This is a genomic window from Polaromonas sp. CG_9.7 (assembly GCF_015752205.1).
Taxonomy (GTDB): Bacteria; Pseudomonadota; Gammaproteobacteria; order Burkholderiales; family Burkholderiaceae_C; genus Polaromonas.
The window spans coordinates 165,662-183,599 of the sequence record NZ_JADOVG010000004.1; the positions used below are offsets into that span (position 1 = coordinate 165,662).

14 protein-coding genes are annotated in these 17,938 nt (G+C 62.7%); 6 read left to right on the forward strand and 8 right to left on the reverse strand.

Going from position 1 to position 17,938, the window contains the following annotated elements:
* Positions 1-4: 4 nt before the first annotated feature.
* Positions 5-517, reverse strand: coding sequence for a TRAP transporter small permease (locus tag IWX87_RS05950; RefSeq protein ID WP_196862594.1), 513 nt, complete (start codon positions 515-517; stop codon positions 5-7).
* Positions 499-1,023, reverse strand: a complete 525-nt coding sequence (locus IWX87_RS05955) for a gluconokinase (protein WP_196862595.1) — start codon at positions 1,021-1,023, stop codon at positions 499-501. The genes IWX87_RS05950 and IWX87_RS05955 overlap by 19 nt, the downstream gene beginning before the upstream one ends.
* Positions 1,024-1,205: 182 nt before the next feature.
* On the opposite strand from IWX87_RS05955, the gene IWX87_RS05960 reads away from it, so the two are divergent.
* Entirely contained in the window at positions 1,206-2,231 is a 1,026-nt protein-coding gene (locus IWX87_RS05960; protein ID WP_196862596.1) for a LacI family DNA-binding transcriptional regulator, read from the forward strand.
* Between the two features lie 267 nt (positions 2,232-2,498).
* On the opposite strand, the gene IWX87_RS05965 is transcribed toward IWX87_RS05960, so the two are convergent.
* Entirely contained in the window at positions 2,499-4,124 is a 1,626-nt protein-coding gene (locus IWX87_RS05965; RefSeq protein ID WP_196862597.1) for a DUF4394 domain-containing protein, read from the reverse strand.
* A 393-nt stretch (positions 4,125-4,517) separates the two neighbouring features.
* Between IWX87_RS05965 and IWX87_RS05970 the strand changes: the two genes are divergently transcribed.
* Positions 4,518-5,813 (forward strand): acetyl-CoA hydrolase/transferase family protein, encoded by a 1,296-nt coding sequence (locus IWX87_RS05970; protein ID WP_196862598.1) that lies wholly within the window; start codon positions 4,518-4,520, stop codon positions 5,811-5,813.
* 134 nt (positions 5,814-5,947) lie between these two features.
* On the opposite strand, the gene katG is transcribed toward IWX87_RS05970, so the two are convergent.
* The 5 genes from katG to IWX87_RS05995 form a co-directional block, all read right to left on the reverse strand.
* Positions 5,948-8,143, reverse strand: a complete 2,196-nt coding sequence (gene katG, locus IWX87_RS05975) for a catalase/peroxidase HPI (protein ID WP_196862599.1) — start codon at positions 8,141-8,143, stop codon at positions 5,948-5,950.
* A 385-nt stretch (positions 8,144-8,528) separates the two neighbouring features.
* Positions 8,529-11,219: a bifunctional acetate--CoA ligase family protein/GNAT family N-acetyltransferase gene (locus IWX87_RS05980; protein ID WP_196862600.1), complete on the reverse strand. Its 2,691-nt coding sequence runs from the start codon at positions 11,217-11,219 to the stop codon at positions 8,529-8,531.
* A 74-nt stretch (positions 11,220-11,293) separates the two neighbouring features.
* Positions 11,294-12,220, reverse strand: a complete 927-nt coding sequence (locus tag IWX87_RS05985) for a histone deacetylase family protein (RefSeq protein ID WP_196862601.1) — start codon at positions 12,218-12,220, stop codon at positions 11,294-11,296.
* A gap of 227 nt (positions 12,221-12,447) precedes the next feature.
* A complete protein-coding gene (bktB, locus tag IWX87_RS05990; protein WP_196862602.1) occupies positions 12,448-13,632 on the reverse strand; it encodes a beta-ketothiolase BktB in 1,185 nt (394 codons plus the stop codon).
* Positions 13,633-13,848: 216 nt separating this feature from the next.
* Entirely contained in the window at positions 13,849-14,448 is a 600-nt protein-coding gene (locus IWX87_RS05995; protein WP_196862603.1) for an NADPH-dependent FMN reductase, read from the reverse strand.
* Positions 14,449-14,548: 100 nt separating this feature from the next.
* On the opposite strand from IWX87_RS05995, the gene IWX87_RS06000 reads away from it, so the two are divergent.
* The 4 genes from IWX87_RS06000 to rsmG are packed head-to-tail and all read left to right on the forward strand — an operon-like array spanning position 14,549 to position 17,910.
* Positions 14,549-14,794 (forward strand): type II toxin-antitoxin system Phd/YefM family antitoxin, encoded by a 246-nt coding sequence (locus tag IWX87_RS06000; RefSeq protein WP_196862604.1) that lies wholly within the window; start codon positions 14,549-14,551, stop codon positions 14,792-14,794.
* Positions 14,795-14,804: 10 nt separating this feature from the next.
* The gene (locus IWX87_RS06005) at positions 14,805-15,227 is read left to right on the forward strand and encodes a type II toxin-antitoxin system VapC family toxin (protein WP_196862605.1); all 423 of its coding nucleotides are present in this window, start codon (positions 14,805-14,807) and stop codon (positions 15,225-15,227) included.
* Positions 15,227-17,245: a tRNA uridine-5-carboxymethylaminomethyl(34) synthesis enzyme MnmG gene (mnmG, locus tag IWX87_RS06010; protein ID WP_196862606.1), complete on the forward strand. Its 2,019-nt coding sequence runs from the start codon at positions 15,227-15,229 to the stop codon at positions 17,243-17,245. Before IWX87_RS06005 ends, mnmG begins: the two co-directional genes overlap by 1 nt.
* Entirely contained in the window at positions 17,245-17,910 is a 666-nt protein-coding gene (gene rsmG / locus IWX87_RS06015; protein WP_196862607.1) for a 16S rRNA (guanine(527)-N(7))-methyltransferase RsmG, read from the forward strand. The genes mnmG and rsmG overlap by 1 nt, the downstream gene beginning before the upstream one ends.
* Positions 17,911-17,938 lie beyond the last annotated feature (28 nt).

The window sequence follows — 17,938 nt, forward strand, 5'->3', positions numbered from 1 at the left end:
GGTGTTACTCGACTTCCACGTTGTGGCCCAGGTCCAGCGGCGTGCGCCGGACGATCTCGAACAGCGCCATCAGGCCGATGGCCGTGGCGCACAAAAAGGCCGGCAGCGGCAGCAGCGCCGTTGAATAGCCCAGCACCACCGACCGGCTGCCATAACCGACCACCACTTGCTGCCAAGCGCCCCAGCCGATCAGCACGCAGGCCAGCAGCACCAGCAGCCGAATGAAAATCGTCATGGCCATGAACAGCGCGGGCCGGTGCTTCAGCATGCCGACCAGGCTGGTAAAAGCCATGTGCTCGCCCGCCGGGTAGGCAGCGGTCGCGCCGATGAACACCATCCAGACGAACAGCAGGCGCGAGAGTTCTTCGCTGGCGGGCAGGCCGCTGCCAAAGCCGTAGCGCAGCACGACATTGACGAACACCGCCAGCGCCATCACGCCCAGGCACCCGGCCAGCAGCATGTTGCTGATGCGCTGGAAGCGGCTTTTCGGCGCTTCGATCAGGGTTTCGGGGTGCATGCCTGCTCCTTGTCAGTGGCCAGCCATTGGCTGACGTCGGCTTGCAGCGTGGCCAGCGGTTTGAGCGCATCGACGCGCAGCACGCCGGCTTCGCCGGTGGGGTCTTCCAGCGTGGCGAACTGGCTGTCCACCAGCGTGGTCGAGAAAAAATGCTGTTGTGCCCGGGCCGACACCCGCGCCTGCGACTGTTCGCGGCTGATGTCGAGGAAAACGAAGCGCAGCCCGGGCGCAGCCTGGCGCAGGCGCTCGCGGTAGGTGAGTTTCAGCGCCGAGCAGCTCAGCACCAGGCCTTCCGGGTGGCTGCGCAGCTGCTCGCCCAGCACGCCAAGCCAGCCTTCGCGGTCGGCGTCTGTCAGGGCAATGCCCTGGCTCATCTTGGCGCGGCTCGCCGGGCTGTGGAAGTCGTCGCCTTCGACCAGCGCCAGGCCGGTGGCTTGCGCCACGGCGGCCCCCAGGCTGGACTTGCCGCAACCGGCCACCCCCATGATTACCAAAGATTCCGTCATATGTTCAAAGTTTGGATAGCGCTATCCTGCCGAGCCAAAATAAAAGGCGAATGCCGGGAAAATCTTTTTAAAAATGGCCAGGAAGCGGCAACTCAGGGATTTTCCGGCTGGCGTTCACCTTGGGATAGCGCTATCCTATGCGAGCATCCCATATCGACAACTCAGTAGTTTCCCTAGGATTCATGACTTCAGCACCCATCCGCTCGCGCGCCACCGGTCGCGTCACCCTGGCCGATGTGGCGCAGGCCGCCGGCGTCAGCCCCATCACCGTGTCGCGTGCGCTGCGCGGCGAGCGCGCCGTCGATCCGGCGCTGGTCGAGCGGGTGCAGGCGGCGGCGTGCACGCTCGGCTACGTGCCCGACCCAGCGGCCCGCGCGCTGGCGTCGCAGCGCAGCGCGCATGTCACGGTTCTGATCCCGATGCTGTCGAATGCGCTGTTCGTCGATGTGTTCGAAGCGGTGCAGCGCAGCCTGCGGCCGGCCGGCTACCAGACGCTGATGGGCGTGACGCACTACAACCTCGACGAAGAAGAACTGCTGCTGCGCGAGCAACTGCTGCAGCGCCCGGCCGGCCTGCTGGTGACCGGGCTGGCGCGCAGCGACGCCGCCCGCGCCTTGATTGCGCAAAGCCGCGTGCCTTGTGTCCACCTGATGGAAATGTCCCAGGCACCGGGCGTCTACAGCGTCGGATTTTCGCAGTTTGAAGCCGGCGCCGAGATGACGCGGCACCTGCTGGCGCGTGGCCGCCGGCGCATCGCCTTTGCCGCTGCGCAGCTGGATGCACGCACGCTGCAGCGGCTCGATGGCTGGCGCCGCGAACTGGGCGCGGCCGGCCTGCACGATGCGGCGCTGGAATGGCTGGACCCCGCGCCGTCGTCGATGGCGCTGGGCGCGCAGATGTTCGCTCAGATCATGCGCGAGCAGCCCGATGTGGACGCGGTGTTCTTTTGCAACGACGACCTGGCGCAGGGCGCCCTGCTGGCCGCACTGCGCCTGGGGCTGGCCGTGCCGCAGCGCGTGGCGGTGGCCGGCTTCAACGACCTGACCGGCAGCGACCAGATGCTGCCGCCGCTGACCACGGTGCGCACGCCGCGCGCCGAGATTGGTACGGCGGCTGCGCGCATGCTGCTGTCGCTGATGCGTGGCGACGCCGTGGCTGCGCCCTGCGTTGACCTGGGCTACGAACTGGTGGTGCGGGCGAGCAGCTGACAATCTTCAATGCTATTGAAAAAGTAGCTGCTTACGCCCGTCCCTATTGCGCAAAAGCCTGATTTGGCTTAAATCTGGTAACTACTCAGGTCACTTTTCAGTTTAAAGCGCAATGAAATGAACCTCTGTCATCCCGGGCTTGACCCGGGAACCATGACTTCTCCCCAAACGGGAGCATGGATTGCCCCGGATCAAGTCCGGGGCAGGCTCATCAAGTCCGCAATGACAAAAGAGAATGCAAACAGCTTGAAGGGCGCTGAGCAGTTGCTAAAACCTGATGGCAAGGTCCAGCACCGACGGCCCGGCGCTGCCGCCAATCAGCGAGCGCGTGGCATCGCCCGTGGTGTTGCGGTACAGCGTGGCGGCGCCGGTGGTCAGCGACACGGTGTACAGCGTGTACGGGCCGCTGGCGCCAGTGCGCAAGGCCGCCAGCACCAGCCCGTTGGCGCCGCCGGCGATGTCCATTGATGCGGCACCGCTGAACGGCACGGCCAGCGCCCCCACATTGACCAGCGTGCCGTCGTTCGGCGGGACCTGCTGGGCCAGCACGCTGCTGGCGGCGTCCAGGTCATACAGCACGGTGCTGCGCGTGCCGGCAAAGCTGTTGCTGTAGGCGCCGCCGGCCACCAGGGGCGGCACGCCGGCGCGGTTGATGGCGCCGTCGGTGGTGGTTGCGCCAGTGTCGGCATTGATGCGCAGGTTCAGTCCGTTGTCGTTGATCACGCGCAGCCGGTCGGCCACCGGGTTGAAGTCCACCGTGAAGCGTGCGGCATTGCCCAGGCCGTTGTAGGGCAGCGTGGCGTCGGCTGCATCGGCGCTGAGCGTGGCCACCACGGTAATGGCGCCGCTGTCGGCATCGACCGTCAACAGGCGCGCGGTGCTGGTCAGCGCGTAGAGCTTGCCGTTGGCCGGGCGAAAGTCGATGCCCAGCACCGATTCGCCACTGACCAGGCCACTGATGGGTACGCTGGCCGACAGTGTTGTGGGTGTGGCCGGGTCAAAGCTGGCCAGGCGGCTGTCTGTGGTCAGCGCATACACCTTGGGCGTTGCCGGCTGGATAAGTGCCATCCCGGTCAGTGCCTCGCCGGTGCCGATGGTGCCGATGCGCGTCGCGGTGCTGCCGGCGGTCAGCGGCACGGTGTACAGCGCCGTGCTGCCGGCGCTGGTCAGCGCGGCATAGGCGGTGTTGTTGCGGGCGTCGATGTCAAAGCCGTTGGCGCCGGCAAACGTGCCGCCGAGTGCAATCGGCGCGGTCAGCGTGCCGTTGTTCGGCGGGTCCTGCAGGTAGACCTGGCCGGCGGCGGCGTCGAGGCTGTAGAGCTGGGTCGAGGTGGTGCCGGCGACCGCGTTGGTGTAGGCGGAGGCGGTGATGGCGGCGGCTGCGCCGTTGATCACGCCGTCGGTGATGGTGGCGCCGGTGGTGACGTCAATACGCAGGTTCAGGCCGGTGTCGCTGACGACGCGCAGCCGGTCGGCGACGGGGTTGAAGTCAACGCCGAACTGGCTGCCCGTGAGGGCGGTGTAGGGGTTGTCGTCTCCGGCCGCAGCAGCAAGCGCGACCTTGAACGTGGCCACGCCGGTGGCGGCGTTCAGCGTGTAGAGCCGTGCCTGGTTGCTCAGTGCATACAGCAGGCCGTCGGCCGGCCGCACGTCCAGGCCGACCAGTTTTTCATTCGGCAGCAGGCCGCTGACGGCGATGCTGCCCTTGAGGGTGGCGGGCGTTGTGCGGTCGAACGACAGCACGCTGCCCGAAACCGTCAAGGCCACGGTGTCGCCGACGGCTACGGGACCGGCAACCGGCGTCGCCGGCTGGTCATCATTGCTGCTACCGCAAGCGGCAAGGGCGGCAACGGCCAGCAGGGCCGGGACAAAGAAAGCGCGTGAAGTTTGCATGATGGGGTTCCTCAGATGGTTGAAAGGCGGTGGCGTTTCAGCACGCCACAGAGGTACTACCCGCGAGACCTGAATTTGGATGCACCTGCCCGGCAGCATTACTTCCGCTTACCGTTGTCGCTGCAAGCCCGGCAAGGTGCAACAGCGTGACCTGTGTGCCGACGCTTCGGCCTGTCCCCTGGAATCGTGCCTTTGGTGGGGGTGAACGGCTGCTGCAGCACGCCTGAAAAGCGCCACCAACACATGCAACAAACGCAAAGTTCAGACCCTCTGGCTGCCGATCGGCTGCGGCTGAACCCTGACCGGGCCTCTTGCCCGTCCCTGTCAGGTAGTCAGGGGCGATGCTATTTGATAATGAAGGGGTGCCCAGATCGCAGCCACCAGAAAGCAGCCATGTCCATTCAAACCCTGTACCAGCAAAAACGCATGTCGGCCGCCGACGCCATCGGCGTTGTCATGAACGGCGATACCGTGGTGGTACCGACCGCCGTGGGCGAGCCGCCTGCCCTGTTGACAGCGCTCTCGAACGCACGGCGCGAGTTCCGCAATGTGACCGTTTCGCAAATCCTGCCGGTGCGCAAATACGACTATTTCGACCCGGAAACCACCGGCCATGTGCGGCATGCCGCCTATTTCTTCAGCGGCATTTCACGCGCTGGCGGACAGGAAGGCTGGACCGATTTCATCTCGGCCAATTTCTCTGAACTGCCCGACCTGCTCAACCGCAAACTGCTGCCTGCCGACGTGGTCTTGTCCATGGCTTCGCCGATGGACGCATACGGCTTTTTCTCGCTGTCGCTGGCGCCCGACTACACCATGGCTGCTATCGCGCAGGCCCGGGCGGTGGTGCTGGAAGTCAACCCCAACGTGCCGTTTGCCAACGGCAACTGCCACATCCACATTTCGCAGGTCACCGCGCTGACGGAAAGTGAAGACGCACTGATGGAAGTCGGGCTGCCAAAAATAGGCCCGGTGCAAGAAGCCATCGGCAAGTACGTCGCCGACATGATCCCGGACGGCGCGACGCTGCAGATCGGCTATGGCGGCATTCCGGACGCGGTGGTGATGCAGCTGACGCACAAGCACGAGCTGGGCGTGCACACCGAAATGATCGGCGACGGCATCATGACGCTGGTCGAGGCCGGCGCGGTGACCAACCGGAAAAAGAATTATTTGCCTGGCAAGATGGTTGCCACTTTTGCGCTCGGCTCGAAAAGGTTGTACGACTTTTTGCACCGCAACCCGGCGGTCGAGATGCACCCGGTCAACTTCACCAACGACCCCTGGCTGGCTGGCCAGAACGACAACCTGCATGCCATCAATGCGACGATGCAGATCGACTTCATGGGCCAGTGCGGCTCGGAAAGCTTGGGGCACGCGCCCTACTCGGGCACTGGCGGCCAGACCGACTTTGTGCGCTCGGCGAACCGCTCCAACGGCGGCAAGGCCTTCATCGTGCTGCCGTCGACCGCCAAGAACGACACCATCTCGCGCATCGTGCCGGTGCTGTCGCCCGGCACGCATGTGTCCACCAGCAAGAACGACATCAACTATGTGGTGACCGAGCACGGCGTGGCCCAGCTGCGCGGCAAGAGCGCCCGGCAGCGCTGCGAGGCGCTGATCGCCATCGCGCACCCGGACTTTCGCGGCCAGCTGCGTGATGAGGCCCGGCGCATGAAGTTGCTGTGACAACGAAGCAGCGCCGGCATTGAACCGGCGCTGTTTGGAAAAATGGTTCAGGCGCGCTGGCCGCGAACGGGGCCGGAATCATCCGGTGCCCGGTTGCGGCCACGCATCAGCAACCCTTGGGATTTTTTCCCGGATCAGGCCAGGTCGTAACGGTCCAGGTTCATCACCTTGGTCCAGGCCGCCACAAAGTCATGCACGAACGCCTGCTGCGAATCGCTGCAGGCATAGACTTCCGCCAGTGCCCGGAGCTGGGCGTTGGAACCAAAGACCAGATCCACCACCGTGCCGGTCCACTTGATCTCGCCCGAGGTCCGGTCACGCCCTTCCAGCACGTCTTCCGAAGCTGCCGACTTTTGCCATTGGGTGCGCATGTCCAGCAGGTTCACGAAAAAGTCGTTGGTCAGCGTTTCGGCTTGCCGGGTGAACACACCGTGCTGGGCTTGCCCGACGTTGGCATTCAGCGCACGCATGCCACCGATCAGTACCGTCATCTCTGGCGCCGTCAAGGTCATCAGGTTGGCACGGTCGATCAGCATTTCAGCGGCTGTGCGTGAGTGGTTCTTCTTGATGAAGTTGCGAAAGCCATCGGCAGAAGGTTCCAGCACGGCGAACGAGTCCACGTCGGTCTGCTCTTGCGACGCATCGGTTCGCCCTGCGGTGAACGGAACCGTCACGTCGTGACCGGCCTTTTTGGCAGCGGCTTCAACCGCTGCGCAGCCGCCCAAAACAATCATGTCAGCGATGGACACTTTCTTGTTCCCCGACTGCGTGCCGTTGAAGTCCCGCTGGATGCCTTCCAGCGTCTGCAGCACCAGTTTGAGTTGCTCCGGCTGGTTCGCTTCCCAGTCTTTTTGCGGTGCCAGGCGAATACGCGCGCCGTTGGCCCCGCCGCGCTTGTCGCTGCCGCGAAAGGTTGCCGCCGATGCCCAGGCCGTCGAGACCAGTTGCGGGATGGACAGTCCGGAGGCAATCACCGTCGCCTTGAGCGCCGCGACGTCGTCCGCACTGACCAGTTCGTGATCGACAGCAGGCACCGGGTCTTGCCACAGCTCCTCGCCTTTTGGAACCAAGGGGCCCAGGTAGCGGGCGATCGGTCCCATGTCGCGGTGCGTCAGCTTGTACCAGGCCTTGGCATAAGCGTCGGCGAACTCTTGCGGGTTCTGGTGGAAATGCCGGGAAATTTTTTCGTAGGCCGGGTCCATCCGCAGCGACAGATCGGTCGTCGCCATGAAGGGTGCATGGCGCTTCGACGGGTCGTGGGCATCAGGCACGGTGCCCGCGCCAGCGCCATTCTTGGGCGTCCACTGGTGCGCACCGGCAGGGCTCTTGGTCAATTCCCACTCGTAGCCGAACAGCGCGTCGAAATAGCCGTTGTCCCACGTGATGGGGCTGGCCGTCCAGGCGCCTTCCAGCCCGCTGGAAATCGTGTCGACGCCCTTGCCGCTGCCCATGCGGCTGGTCCAGCCGAAGCCTTGCTCTTCAATGCTGGCGCCTTCGGGTTCCGTGCCCTTGAAGTCTTCAGACGCTGCGCCATGGCATTTGCCAAAGGTGTGTCCGCCCGCGCAGAGCGCAACGGTTTCATAGTCGTTCATCGCCATGCGGGCGAAGGTCTCGCGAATGTCCCGTGCCGCAGCGACCGGGTCGGGGTTGCCGTCCGGTCCTTGCGGGTTCACATAAATCAAGCCCATCTGAACGGCGCCCAGAGGCTGCTCGAGTTCACGATCGCCGGTGTAGCGTTCGTTGCCCAGCCAGGTGTCTTCAGGACCCCAGTAAATATCCTCGCCGGGTTCCCAGACGTCTTCGCGACCGCCGGCAAAACCGTACGTTTTCAAGCCCATCGAATCCATGGCAACCGTGCCCGTCAGGACGATCAGGTCAGCCCAGGAGATCTTGCGGCCGTATTTCTGCTTGATCGGCCACAGCAGGCGGCGCGCCTTGTCCAGGTTCACGTTGTCTGGCCAGCTGTTGAGCGGTGCAAAGCGCTGCGTGCCAAAGCCCGAGCCACCGCGGCCGTCGCCGATGCGGTAAGTGCCGGCACTGTGCCAGGACATGCGAACGAAAAACGGACCGTAGTGGCCATAGTCAGCGGGCCACCAGTCCTGGGAATCGGTCATCAAGGCGTGCAGGTCTTTCACCACCGCATGCAAGTCAAGCGACTTGAACTCTTCAGCGTAGTTGAACGCCTTGCCCATGGGATTTGACCGCTCGGAATGCTGCTGCAAGATATTCAAACTCAGATGATTGGGCCACCAGTCAGCGTTTGTCCGGGCGCCTGCCACGGGAGATTTGAGCGCTCCGCTAGAAAAAGGGCATTTCATTTCGTTTGTCATAATTCTCACCTTGGTTGTCGAAATTGATTACAAGCTCGACTATAAAGTTATGACATTGATCCATCAATGCAATACTTTTAATCGGTGCGATAGGGTTTTGCCACCCCGGGCTTTAAGGCGCCTGTTGGGCCTGCCAGGATTTGATACGTTTTTAAACGCAATGCCGGCAAGCGCAAAGAGGCGAAACGCCAAACAGAAAGACTGCCTTTTCGCACGGTACAAAGGTCAGTACCGGCTCAAAATTCACCAACTGGTGTTTTTGCCGGTCTGTTCACGCAACAGCCGTTGATCATCCCCACCTTACACGCATTGGCAGACAACGCGACCGGACCCTGCTGGATGACCGGGTGTCCGCAGGGCCACAGTGACCCGGTTGACGTTTGTGTTACAGCGTATGTGTCACCAGCCTGAAATCCGGGTCTTCGGCAAACGGCTTGATGGTGTAGCCCAGGCTTTTCATGAGCTTGAGCATGCCGGGGTTTTGCGCCAGCACCAGGCCCTCGATTTCCGACAAACCCTTTTCGCGTGCCACGTCCATGATGCTGAGCATCAGCCGCGAGCCCAGTCCCTTGCCGTTGAAGTCGTCGGCCACCACCAGCGCAAACTCGCAGCTTGACTGGTCGGGGTTGGTGACGTAGCGTGAAACGCCGACGATGCGTTCGGTTTCCGGCAACTCGCCGTTGGCGCCCGAGCGGCGTTCCTTGAACACCGCGACCAGTGCCATTTCACGGTCGTAGTCGATCAGCGTGAAGCGCGCCAGCATGCTGGGCGGCAACTCGACCATGGACGAGATGAAGCGGAAATAACGGCTTTCCTGCGACAGGTGCGACATCATTTCCTGCAGCATGTCGGCATCGTCCGGATGGATGGGGCGCACGGTGTATTCACCGCCGCCGCGCAGCGGCCAGACCTGTTCGTAGCGTGCCGGGTACGGCAGGATGGACAGATGGTTATAGGTGTTGGCCCGGCCGCTGATGGCCTGCGGCGCGTTGTCGATGGCGATGCGCGCATCGACCGCGACGGCGCCGGATTCGTCGACGATGATCGGGTTGATGTCCATCTCGCGCAGCTGGGGCAGCTCGCAGACCATTTCCGAGACGCGCAGCAAAATCTGCTCCAGCGCGTTCATGTCCGCCGGCGTGGCGCCGCGCCAGGCACCCAGCGTTTCGGCCACACGCGAGCGCCCAATCAACTGGCGCGCCAGGAACTGGTTCAGTGGCGGCAATTCCATCGCCCGGTCGTTGATCAGCTCGATCATCGTGCCGCCGGCGCCAAAGGCAATCACCGGGCCGAACGGGTCATCGGTGACCAGTCCGACGCACACCTCGCGACCGCGCTTGGCGCGCGCCATGGTCTGCACTGTGACGCCGTTGATGCGCGCATTGGGCTTCAGGCGCGAAACGGTCTGCATCATCTGGGTGAAGGTGTCGCGCACGCCGGTGGCGTTCAGGATGTTCAGCGCCACGCCCTCGACATCGGATTTGTGGCTGATGTCGGGCGAGTCGATCTTCAGCGCCACCGGAAAGCCCAGCTGCGTGGCGATCATCATCGCTTCGTTGGCGCTGCGCGCCAGGATGGTCTTGGTGACCGGAATGTGGAACGCCGACAGCAGCGTCTTGGACTCCATCTCGGTCAGCACCTTGCGGCGCTCGGCCAGCACGTTTTCGATGATCAGCCGCGCGCCCTCGATGTCGGGCTTGGCCAGCGTGGACAGCGGCGGCGGCGTTTGCTGGAGCAGCTGCTGGTTCTTGTAGAAGGAAGCAATGTTGCCAAACGCGCCGACCGCCGCCTCGGGCGTGCGAAAGGTCGGAATCGATGCTTCATTGAGAATGACCCGCCCCGCCACCACCGACGCATCGCCCATCCAGCACGACAGCAGCGGCTTGCCCATGCTGCGCTTGACCTCGGCCAGCGTACGCGCCACTTCGGCGGCATCGATGCCTTCCTTGGGCGAGAAAATCGCCAGCACGCCGTCGATCTGCCGGTCCCTGCCGGCGGCCTCGATGGCGGCCTTGTAGTGTTCCGGTGTCGCTTCTTCGGACAGGTCGATCAGGTCGCACAGCGACGCCAGTTCGGGCAGCAGCGGCTTGAGCGTGCTGGCCGATTCAGGCGACAGCTTGCCCAGCTCCAGATGGATTTCATTCACCCAGTCGGCGGCCAGCACGCCGGGGCCGCCGCCATTGGTCACAATGGCCAGCCGGTTGCCCACCGGGCGGTAACGCGAGGCCAGGCACTTGGCGGCTGAAAACAGCTCGACAAACGAGCGCACGCGCACCGCGCCGGCGCGGCGCAGTGCGGCATCGAACACATCGTCGCTGCCGACGATGGTGCCGCTGTGGGTTTGCGCGGCTTCGTTGCCGGCCGGCCGGCGCCCGGCCTTGAGCACCACCACCGGCTTGGCATTGGCCGCCGAGCGCAGTGCGCTCATGAAGCGGCGGGCGCTGGAAATGCCTTCGAGGTAAATGACGATGCTCTGGGTGTGCCGGTCGTTGGCCAGGAAATCGAGCACCTGGGCAATGTCCACCGAGGTGTTCGGCCCGAGCGACACCACTGACGAAAATCCGACGCCGTTCTTCGTGGCCCAGTCAAGGATGGACGACGTCAGCGCGCCGGATTGCGACACCAGCGCCAGCGAACCCGGCCTGGCCATGGGCCCGGCGGCGCTGGCGTTGAGCAGGAGGTGCGGGCGCTGCAGGCCCAGGCCGTTGGGCCCCATCAGGAAAACCCCTTCGCGGCGCGCAATCTTCTTGAGTCTGGCCGCGCCGTCGGCATTGATGCCGCTGGTGATCACCAGCGCCGCGCGGCAGGTCATGCGTCCGGCTATCTCCAGCGCAGCTTCGACTTCATCGGGCGGCAGCGCAATGATGGCCAGGTCGGCACCGGTTTGCGCCAGGTCCGCCAGCGTGCCGGTGGTGTGGATGTCCAGAAACTGCAGGGTGCCGGTGTACTTCTGCGCGCGCAGGGCCTGGTGCAGCACCTTGGCGCGCGAGGTCAGGCTGTCCGGATCATCGACCTGACCGGCAAACACAACAATGGACTGCGGGGCGAAAAGCGGGGTCAGGTAGTGTTTGTCCATCAGGGGGCTTTCATTGTGTTGTTGTCAAATTCGATGGGCCGTGGCCTGCCCTGCGCCGCCACCGGCAAATTCGGTCAGTCGGCGCCAATCAGCACCTTGACATGCGCCGCCACGCTGCGCGCCAGCGGACTCAATACATAGCCGCCTTCCAGGCAGGAAATGACCCGCCCCTGGCAATGCTGCCCGGCCACTTTCACGATCTGCCGGGTCACCCATTCGTAGTCGGCCTCTACCAGCCCCAGGTTGCCCATGTCGTCTTCGCGATGGCCGTCAAAGCCGGCGGAAACATAGATCAGTTCGGGCTTGAAGGCTTCCAGGGCAGGCAGCCAATGGGTGGTGACGGTTTCGCGGAACCTGTCGCTGCCCGAGCGCGACGGCAAGCCGACGTTGACCATGTTCGGCCCGGTGGCGTTTTCGCCGGTGAAGGGGTAGATGCCCTGCTCGAAGATCGAGCACATCAGCACCCGTTCGTCGCCGCGAAAGATGTCTTCGCTGCCGTTGCCATGGTGCACGTCGAAGTCGATCAGCGCCACGCGCTGCAGGCCGTGCTGCGTGAGGGCATGGCGGATGCCGACGGCCACGTTGTTGAAAAAGCAAAAACCCATGGCGGCGTCGCGCTGCGCATGGTGGCCGGGCGGGCGCACGCAGCAAAAGGCGCTGGGCGCCTCGCCCGTCAGCACCAGATCAGTGGCCAGCACCGCAGCGCCGGCGGCGCGCAGGGCGGCCGTGACGGTGAACGGGTTCATGTCGGTGTCGGGATCGACCTTGTGGTAACCCTCGGTCGGCGAGGCGGCCATGAGTTCGCTGACATAGCGCGACGAATGGGCATGCGACAGCTGCTCCTTGGTTGCCAGCGGTGCGTCGTAGGGGTGCATGTAGTCGAGCAGGCCCTTGACCAGCAGCATGTCATTGATGGCGCCCAGGCGCTCTGGGCATTCGGGGTGATGCGCGCCCATTTCGTGGCGGGCGCAATCGGCATGGGTGATGTAGGCGGGCAGCATGGGTTTGTCTCCTTGTGGGTTCGCGCGGGCGACTTCGGCCGGATGCGTTTGTCACTCTAGTCTGGCTCTTTTTCTTCCGTATTGATGTCAGGCAAGGCTTGCAGTTTCACGCAATACACTGCGCGGCGCTGACAAGGTCAAGGCACATGCAAAAACGCCCCGAGCCCCATGGATCGGGCGCGGGGCGCTGTCAATAACGGGTGTTCAGGGGCGCCAAGCGCCGCCCTTTACATCCGCTCGAAAATCGCCGCAATGCCCTGGCCGCCGCCGATGCACATCGTCACCAGCGCGTAGCGGCCCTGAATGCGCTGCAGTTCGTGCAGCGCCTTGACGGTGATCAGCGCGCCGGTTGCGCCAATCGGGTGGCCCAGCGAGATGCCCGAGCCGTTCGGGTTGACTTTGGCCGGGTCCAGGCCCAGGTCGCGCGTGACGGCGCAGGCCTGCGCGGCAAACGCCTCGTTGGCCTCGATCACGTCCATGTCAGCCACTGTGAGGCCGGCTTTCTTCAGCGCCAGTTGCGTGGCGCTGACCGGGCCGATGCCCATGTATTTCGGATCGACGCCGGTGTGCGCGTAGGCCACCAGACGGCCCAGCGCCTTCAGGCCACGCGCCTTGGCCACGCCGGCTTCCATCAGCACCACGGCGGCGGCGGCATCGTTGATACCCGACGCGTTGCCGGCGGTGACGGTGCCGTTTTCCTTGAGGAACACGGGTTTGAGCTTGGCCATGTCGGCCATGGAACAGTTGGGGCGGTAATGCTCGTCAGTGTCATAGGCGACTTCGCCCTTGCGGCTTTTCAGCATGACCGGGACGATCTGCTCCTTGAAGTAGCCGGCCTCAATGGCTTTTTGGGCGCGGTTGTGGCTTTGCACGGCCAGCGCGTCCTGCTCTTCGCGGGTGATGCCCCACTTGGCGGCGATGTTCTCGGCCGTCACGCCCATGTGGATGGTGTGGAACGGGTCGTGCAGCGCGCCGACGACCATGTCGATCAGCTTGGTGTCGCCCAGGCGTGCGCCAAAGCGCGTGGCCAGGCTGGCGTAGGGCGCGCGGCTCATGTTCTCGGCGCCGCCGCCAATCGCAATGTCGGCGTCGCCCAGCATGATCGACTGGCTGGCCGAGATGATGGCTTGCAGGCCCGAGCCGCACAGGCGGTTGACGTTGAACGCTGGCGTGCCTTCAGCGCAGCCGCCGTTGATGGCCGCCACGCGTGACAGGTACATGTCCTTAGGTTCGGTGTTGACGACATGGCCAAACACCACATGGCCGACATCCTTGCCTTCAACGCCGGCACGCGCCAGCGACTCGCGCACCACCAGCGCGGCCAGTTCGGTAGGCGGCGTGTCTTTCAGGCTGCCGCCAAACGTTCCAATGGCGGTGCGTACACCGCTGACAACTACAACTTCACGGGTCATGAATATCTCCTGGATTTAAAAAAGCCGCTTGAAGTGTGAACCGGTTTGGCTACGTCCGGCTGACACGGGAACTGGAAAATATCAGTATGGCATTGATGGCGAATACGGCCGAAGCATTCTCTTGATCTGTATCAGTTATAGATAAAAAATGGCTTTTGCGCAACTCCCGCCTGTAAACACTGCTATCAAAAAAATCAAGCTGTTGACGCTGACAAGTCAGGCGGCCAGGCGCTGCGCGGCGAACAGCACTTGGTCAATCACGGCCTGCACGCTCTTGCGGTGGCTGTCATTGACCAGTTCGCCCTGCGCATCGAATGCATCACCCGCTTTGCCCAGAGCAAAGGTCTTGGGCGCCACCCAGCATTGCGAGTTGAACAGCAGCGGCACCAGGTGGCTTTGCGAGCGCAGGCCGCCCAGCGCGCCGGGTGACGCACTGAGCACGCCGACCACCTTGCCGGTGAACGACCTGAAGCCGTCGCTCCATTGCGCATCGCCCTTCACCGGGCTGGTCACCCAGTCAATGGTGTTCTTCAGCAGCGCCGTGTAACTGCCGTTGTACTCGGGCGAGCAGACGATCCAGGCCGGGTGGTCATACATCATTTGCTTGAGTTTCATCACGTCAGGTGGCGTGCCGCGCGCTTCCAGGTCGGCGTTGTACATCGGAATGTCGAAGTCCACCAGTTCGATGTGCGTGACCTCGGCGCCGCTGGCCTGCGCCAGAGTGGCCGCCACGCGGGCGAGCTTGCGGTTGAAAGAATCGATGCGGGTGCTGCCGGCAAATACCAGCAGCTTGGGACGGGAAATGGATGGGTTCATGGCCTGATTTCATCACAGCTGGCGGGAAAACCCCCGAAAAGCACTGCGCAGGGCCAAAGCCCATAAAATGTACAAAACTATTATTTTGTACAAATGAGCCATGCACACCATTTCCCTGAGTGAATTCCGCGCCAATGCCTCGGCCATGATCGACCGGGTCGAGCAAGGCGAAACCGTGCGCATCTTGCGGCATGGCAAACCGGTGGCCGAACTGGTGGGTATCAAGCCCGACCCGTCTGGCCTCGTGCCCAGCTACCAGCGTCCGTTCAAACCCTTGCTGGAATTGCCGCCCGGCTATTCGGCGGTCAAGGCACTGCTTGATGAGCGCGACAGCGCACCGTGGTGAAAACCCCCGTATGAAAATTCTTTTTGACACCTCGGCACTGCTCAAACGCTATTTGCCCGAAAGCGGACGTGATGTGGTGCTGGCGCTGGTTGCGCAAGCCACGTCAGTCGTGGCCGCGCCGCATTGCAAGGTGGAGCTTTATTCGGCGCTGAACCGGGTACGTCGAGAAACCCAGGCGAGCGAAGCGTCTTACCGGGACACATGCGCCGAAGTCGAGAAAAATTTTGCCGAAATGCAGGTCGTTCTCCTGTCCGCCAATGTTGAGCGGTACGCCATTCGCGCTCTCGAAATCAGCAGCATGCGCGGCATGGACGCGCTGCATGTCGGCGCCGCGCTGGCGGCCGGGGTTGATTTGTTTGTGACGGCGGACATTCGCCAGTTCAACGGCGCACAAGCGCTTGGCTTGAACGCTACTTTATTGAAAGATGTGTGATGAGTTCACCCTATATTTACCCGCAGGAATTTGACGTGATCGTGGTCGGTGGCGGCCATGCCGGCACCGAGGCCGCTTTGGCCGCTGCCCGCATGGGCTGCAAGACGCTGCTGTTGACCCACAACATCGAGACGCTCGGCCAGATGAGCTGCAACCCGTCGATTGGCGGCATTGGCAAGGGCCATCTGGTGAAAGAAGTCGATGCCATGGGCGGCGCAATGGCGCTGGCTACCGACGAGGGCGGCATCCAGTTCCGAATCCTGAATTCGAGCAAAGGCCCGGCAGTGCGCGCGACCCGCGCCCAGGCGGACCGCGTTTTGTACAAGGCAGCGATTCGCCGCATGGTCGAGAACCAGCCTAACCTGTGGCTGTTTCAGCAGGCTGTCGATGACCTGATGGTCGAGGGCGACCGCGTCGTCGGTGCGGTGACGCAGGTGGGCATCAAGTTCCGCTCGCGCACCGTGGTGTTGACGGCCGGCACTTTTCTGGATGGAAAGATTCATGTCGGCCTGAGCAACTATGCGGCAGGCCGCGCTGGCGACCCGCCAGCGGTGTCGCTCAGCAGCAGGCTGAAAGAGCTCAAGCTGCCGCAAGGCCGGCTGAAAACCGGCACGCCGCCGCGCATCGACGGCCGCTCGATCGACTTCAGCAAGTGCGGCGTGCAGCCGGGCGATGGCATGCCGGGGGGCACACCAGGGCCGGTGCCAGTGTTCAGCTTCATGGGCGGCAACATACCGCATCCAAAGCAGATGCCCTGCTGGATCACCTACACCAATGAGCGCACGCACGACATCATCCGTTCCGGCTTTGACCGCAGTCCGATGTTCACCGGCAAGATTGACGGCGTGGGACCGCGCTATTGCCCGAGTGTGGAAGACAAGATCAACCGCTTTGCCGGCAAGGACAGTCACCAGATTTTCCTGGAGCCCGAAGGCTTGACGACGCATGAGATTTACCCGAATGGCATCTCGACCAGCCTGCCCTTCGACATCCAGTACGCGCTCGTGCGATCGATGGTTGGCATGGAAAACGCCCACATTTTGCGGCCCGGCTACGCGATTGAATACGATTACTTTGACCCGCGGGCACTGAAAACCAGCTTTGAAACCCGGGCGATTTCCGGCCTGTTTTTTGCCGGCCAGATCAACGGCACCACAGGCTACGAAGAAGCCGCTGCGCAAGGCATGTTCGCCGGCATCAATGCCGCATTGCAATGCCAGGGCAAGGAAGCATGGCTGCCCAAGCGCGACGAAGCCTATCTGGGCGTACTGGTGGATGACCTGATCACCAAGGGTGTGACCGAGCCGTACCGCATGTTCACCAGCCGGGCTGAGTTCCGGCTGATGCTGCGCGAGGACAACGCCGACATGCGGCTGACAGAAAAAGGGCGTGAATTGGGCCTGGTCGATGACGCTCGATGGGACGCATTCAACCGCAAACGCGACATTGTTTCACGTGAAACACAGCGCCTGCGCTCACTCTGGATCAATCCGAACAACCTGCCGGCAAGCGAAGCCGAACGTGTTCTGGGCAAGGCGATTGAACGCGAATACAACCTGGCCGACCTGCTGCGCCGCCCTGATGTCAACTACGCCGGACTGATGTCGCTCAGCGATGGCAAATATGCCAACCCGGAAATCCCGACGGGAAACTCCGATGTTTCACGTGAAACATCAACGGTAGATGCTTTGCCGGCAGACCTGGTGAAAAGTGTGATTGAGCAAATTGAAATCACGGCGAAGTACGCCGGTTACATCGACCTGCAAAAAGTGGAGGTAGAGCGCGCTTCGCATTACGAAAATCTCAAGCTCCCCGCTGATCTGGATTATTTGCAGGTGACGGCTTTGAGCTTTGAAGCGCGTCAGACATTGGCCAAGCACCGCCCTGAGACCCTTGGACTGGCGTCCCGCATTCAGGGCGTTACCCCGGCCACCATTTCATTGCTTTTGGTGCACCTTAAAAAGAATCTCTGGAAAAATACAGTTCCGCTCAAGCCCGCTGAACAGGCGGAAGTTTGATGGTGAAGTTGGAATCAGATTTGCGCGCCACTTTATTGGCAGGACTTGCAGCATTGCAACTGGAGTTGAGCGAGCTGCAAATCACTCAGCTCCTGGACTACCAGGCGATGATTGGAAAATGGACGCGAGTCTACAACCTGACATCGGTGCGCGACCCGTCGGAAATGATGACGCACCATTTGCTCGACAGCCTGTCTGTGGTGCCGGCTTTGAAGCGTTACCTGCTGGGTGCTGGGTTGGACCAGGGCAGCCGCCTGCTCGATGTGGGTTCGGGTGCAGGCTTGCCGGGCGTGGTGATTGCGATTTGCTGCCCGACTGTGAACGTTACTTGCGTGGACACCGTGGCCAAAAAAGCGGCGTTCATCAAGCAGGCAGCGCTTGCCTTGAAGCTGCCGAACCTTACGGGCTTGCATGCGCGCGTCGAAAACCTGACCCAGCCTTTCGACCTGATCTGTTCGCGGGCGTTTGCGTCGCTGGTTGATTTCACGAGTTGGTCAGTGAATGCGCTGGCGCCGCAGGGTGTGTGGATTGCCATGAAAGGCAAGCATCCAGGTGATGAATTGCTGGCATTGCCTGAAAACATTGCAATGTTTCACGTGGAACAATTGAAGGTTCCTGGTCTGGAAGCAGAGCGCTGCCTGCTTTGGCTGCGCCCCGTGTCGTAAACTCAGGGTCTCTACTACTGGAACCTTT

Bases quoted from the DNA above. Each gene is read 5' to 3' on its own strand.
- IWX87_RS05950 (WP_196862594.1), bottom strand. From the start codon at position 517: ATGCACCCCGAAACCCTGATCGAAGCGCCGAAAAGCCGCTTCCAGCGC.
- IWX87_RS05955 (WP_196862595.1), bottom strand. From the start codon at position 1,023: ATGACGGAATCTTTGGTAATCATGGGGGTGGCCGGTTGCGGCAAGTCC.
- IWX87_RS05960 (WP_196862596.1), top strand. From the start codon at position 1,206: ATGACTTCAGCACCCATCCGCTCGCGCGCCACCGGTCGCGTCACCCTG.
- IWX87_RS05965 (WP_196862597.1), bottom strand. From the start codon at position 4,124: ATGCAAACTTCACGCGCTTTCTTTGTCCCGGCCCTGCTGGCCGTTGCC.
- IWX87_RS05970 (WP_196862598.1), top strand. From the start codon at position 4,518: ATGTCCATTCAAACCCTGTACCAGCAAAAACGCATGTCGGCCGCCGAC.
- katG (WP_196862599.1), bottom strand. From the start codon at position 8,143: ATGACAAACGAAATGAAATGCCCTTTTTCTAGCGGAGCGCTCAAATCT.
- IWX87_RS05980 (WP_196862600.1), bottom strand. From the start codon at position 11,219: ATGGACAAACACTACCTGACCCCGCTTTTCGCCCCGCAGTCCATTGTT.
- IWX87_RS05985 (WP_196862601.1), bottom strand. From the start codon at position 12,220: ATGCTGCCCGCCTACATCACCCATGCCGATTGCGCCCGCCACGAAATG.
- bktB (WP_196862602.1), bottom strand. From the start codon at position 13,632: ATGACCCGTGAAGTTGTAGTTGTCAGCGGTGTACGCACCGCCATTGGA.
- IWX87_RS05995 (WP_196862603.1), bottom strand. From the start codon at position 14,448: ATGAACCCATCCATTTCCCGTCCCAAGCTGCTGGTATTTGCCGGCAGC.
- IWX87_RS06000 (WP_196862604.1), top strand. From the start codon at position 14,549: ATGCACACCATTTCCCTGAGTGAATTCCGCGCCAATGCCTCGGCCATG.
- IWX87_RS06005 (WP_196862605.1), top strand. From the start codon at position 14,805: ATGAAAATTCTTTTTGACACCTCGGCACTGCTCAAACGCTATTTGCCC.
- mnmG (WP_196862606.1), top strand. From the start codon at position 15,227: ATGAGTTCACCCTATATTTACCCGCAGGAATTTGACGTGATCGTGGTC.
- rsmG (WP_196862607.1), top strand. From the start codon at position 17,245: ATGGTGAAGTTGGAATCAGATTTGCGCGCCACTTTATTGGCAGGACTT.